At 37.6% G+C, this 3,482-nt stretch carries 4 protein-coding genes; 2 read left to right on the top strand and 2 right to left on the bottom strand.

Features of this window, described 5'->3' with window-relative positions; all coding sequences use genetic code 11:
* The coding region (locus tag ABT340_RS42325; RefSeq protein WP_352016606.1) for a YoaK family protein at window positions 1-339 on the bottom strand (339 nt) is incomplete at its 3' end.
* Window positions 340-511: 172 nt separating this feature from the next.
* Here ABT340_RS42325 and ABT340_RS42330 point away from each other — a divergent pair.
* The gene (locus ABT340_RS42330) at window positions 512-1,459 is read left to right on the top strand and encodes an IS30 family transposase (protein WP_003130410.1); all 948 of its coding nucleotides are present in this window, start codon (window positions 512-514) and stop codon (window positions 1,457-1,459) included.
* A 91-nt stretch (window positions 1,460-1,550) separates the two neighbouring features.
* Window positions 1,551-2,918: a tRNA uridine-5-carboxymethylaminomethyl(34) synthesis GTPase MnmE gene (gene mnmE, locus ABT340_RS42335; protein ID WP_003131240.1), complete on the top strand. Its 1,368-nt coding sequence runs from the start codon at window positions 1,551-1,553 to the stop codon at window positions 2,916-2,918.
* A gap of 50 nt (window positions 2,919-2,968) precedes the next feature.
* Here the strand turns inward: mnmE and ABT340_RS42340 are convergent.
* A partial coding sequence (locus ABT340_RS42340; protein ID WP_352016607.1) for a hypothetical protein occupies window positions 2,969-3,482 on the bottom strand: 514 nt, incomplete at its 5' end.

The raw sequence follows: 3,482 nt of genomic DNA on the forward strand, positions 1-3,482 counted from the left end.
GAGAGAAATGAGTAAAATACCAATCATTTGTATGAAGAGAAGAGATTCAATTTCACTTTGATTATTTTGGGTTTTATATTTGGTGAATAAGGTCTTGAAAAGTGCACCTAGTGCAAAAAATAAAATTGGAATAATAAATTGAAAAGCTTTCTCCAAATTTCCATGGGCTAAATTAATTCCAGTCTGAATCAAATTCCCAGTTTGGAGACTAGCGAAACGACCGTCAAAATGAAAAAAGGTAAAGGCATCAACAAAGCCTGTATTCATGGCAAGTAATAGAGCAACAAGTAAACTTTCTTTAGAATGGACTGCGGATTTAAGCTTAATTTTTTCCTTCATAATCTGTAAAAGATAAGGTCATTATAGCACAATGATAATCTAATGTACTCTATTTAAAATAAAAAATTAAATCGCAAATTGTAAAATGAAGTTAGCCACCTTGAGTCAAGCAAAAAACATCTGAATCTCTTATACTAGAAGTTCGACCAAATAGTATAAAAAGGAAATTCAGATGCAAGACTATTCTATCACAAGCCAGAGCAAAGGGAAACACCTGACCAATCAAGACCGTTTAAACATTGAACGTTGGCACAATAAAGAAGGACTGAGCAACCGTGAGATTGCGCGCTTATTGAATAAAGCTCATGGGACGATTGACAGAGAGATGAAGCGAGGGGAAATCCAGCTCAAGCGGAAGGTAAAATACTCTGCTAAAAAGGCTCAAGAAAATTATGAAGGATTGAGGGCTCACAGTGTTCGTCCGAGTAAACTCACGACTGAGATTGATTGTTATGTGAGTACACGTCTTAAAGAAGACAAGGACTCTTTGGAAGTCATTCATCAGGCTCTAAAAGGAGTTTCTCTGAGCAGCCTCTACAATTGGGTCAACTGGGGCTGGTTAGAAGCCAAGCGTCATCATCTTTTCTATCCGCAGTATAAGGCGGCAAAGAAAATCAAACCTCGTGCGCCAAAGCATCCTTTTGGTAAGTCTATTGAAGAACGGCCTGAGTTCATTAACAATCGCTTAGAAGTGGGGCATTACGAGATTGACACGGTCATTCTTACGAGAGCTAAGAACAAGGTGCTTTTGACGCTCACAGAGCGAAAATACCGCACGGAGATCATTCGCTTGATTGATGGGAAAACAGCACAGGCGGTCAATGATGAGCTGGTGGAACTTCAAAAAAGTTATGACTTCAAATCCATTACCCCTGACAATGGCCATGAATTTGCAAGGCTCTCTGAGGTCGTAAGCTGTCCAGTTTACTATGCACACGCCTACGCGAGCTTTGAGCGAGGGACGAATGAAAACCATAACCGAATGATTCGTAGGCATCTGCCAAAAGGCACAACAAAGACGACCCCTGAAGAAGTCGCCGCTATCGAGTATTGGATGAACCATTATCCAAGAAAAATGTTCAACTATAAGAGTTCATATGAGATGAGCTTGGCTGGCTAACTTGGACTTGCAATTTGCGATTTTTATTTTTTATAAAAAAATAAATTAAATAGGCTAGTAAATTCAGCCTTTTTGCGTTAAAATAGTCTTTATGACATTAACACAAGAATTTGATACGATTGCGGCGATTTCGACACCGCTTGGTGAAGGAGCAATTGCCATTGTTCGTTTATCAGGGACAGATGCCCTAAAAATTGCTCAATCTGTCTATAAAGGAAAAAATTTAACTCAAGTTGCTAGCCATACGATTAATTATGGCCATATTTTTGAAGAAAAACGTCTCGTTGACGAAGTCATGGTTTCAGTCATGCGTGCGCCTAAAACATTTACACGCGAGGATATTGTTGAAATAAATACGCATGGTGGAATTGCAGTCACACAAGAAATTTTGCAATTACTTTTACGTAATGGCGCAAGACTCGCTGAACCTGGCGAATTTACCAAACGTGCCTTTTTAAATGGACGAATTGACTTGGCTCAGGCTGAATCTGTCATGGATTTAATTCGAGCTAAAACTGACAAAGCTGCCAACATTGCCGTAAAACAACTTGACGGAAGTCTTTCAAAAATGATTAATAACATTCGTCAAGAGATTCTCGAAAGTTTGGCACAAGTCGAGGTCAATATTGACTATCCAGAGTATGATGATGTGGAAACAATGACTTCACAAATGCTCCTTGAAAAAACGGCTCATTTTGAACAGCTTTTGGAAAATCTTTTATCAACAGCTAAACGCGGAAAAATTTTAAGAGAAGGTTTAAAAACGGCGATTATTGGTCGGCCAAACGTTGGAAAATCAAGTTTACTTAATCAATTGCTTCGTGAAGAAAAAGCCATTGTCACTGATATTGCTGGAACAACGCGCGATGTCATTACTGAATTTGCCAATATTGGCGGTGTTCCTCTTGAACTAGTGGATACTGCTGGTATTCGTGAAACAGATGATTTAGTCGAAGCGATTGGGGTTGAACGTTCTAAAAAAGCTTTGGCTGAAGCTGATTTAGTTTTACTCGTTTTAGATGCCTCAAATGAATTGACTGACAAAGATTTAGAGCTCTTAGAACTGTCTAAAAATTCAAATCGCATTGTTCTACTCAACAAAACCGACCTGCCAGAAAAAATTGATAGCACTCAAATTTCTGGTGATTTTATCCGAATTTCAGCTCTTAAAAATGAAAACTTAAATGCTGTTGAAGAAAAAATCAACCAAATTTTCTTTGCCGGTGAAATTGAAGCCAAAGATGCAACGGTATTATCTAATGCCCGCCACATTTCAATTGTTGAAGAAGCTTTGAAGGCTCTTAAAGAAGCAAACTCTGGGCTTGCTCTGGGCTTACCTGTTGATTTAATTCAAGTGGATGTCACACGTTGTTGGCAATTACTTGGAGAAATCACAGGGGAAGCTGCCCCAGATGAATTGATTACACAACTTTTTTCACAATTTTGTTTGGGAAAATAAAAAAGAGTTCAAATGAACTCTTTTTTTTACTGACAGAAATTGGTCAATCATCAAATCATCCCTTTAATTTCTGTCAGACATTTTCTAACAAACTGGTCAGTCATTCCACCGAAATAAGTTCCTTGAAAGTTTCGACCGTTAATCACGATTAATTTTTTATCGACACGATAAGCTCGAACGTATTTGGCAGCTTTTCCTACTTCTTCTTTATCAAATATTTCTTCGATTTCAGTTCCAGCATTTTTAAGTAAAATTTTTAAATTACTTACTGACAGACTTGTCAGTAAAACATCTGGTTCTAAAAGTTGCAAAAGTTGCGGAAATTTCATCTTGAATTGTTCTTGTTGGCTCTTAGCTAAACCTGGCCAAACTGGATGTGTCGCAATTGGGGTAAACAAATCAATATGTAAGGCTCGATTAATTTGATTTTCAGATTCTTTATAAGCTGAATCAAAAACAGGTAAAAATTTTGCTAACTGATTGAACCAAGGACTAGGATTGTATTCAAAATACCGATTGAGATTTGACTTGTAAGTTTCCAAATTTACTGACGAAAATTCTGTC

This window comes from Streptosporangium sp. NPDC000239 (assembly GCF_040300765.1).
Classification (GTDB): Bacteria; Actinomycetota; Actinomycetes; order Streptosporangiales; family Streptosporangiaceae; genus Streptosporangium.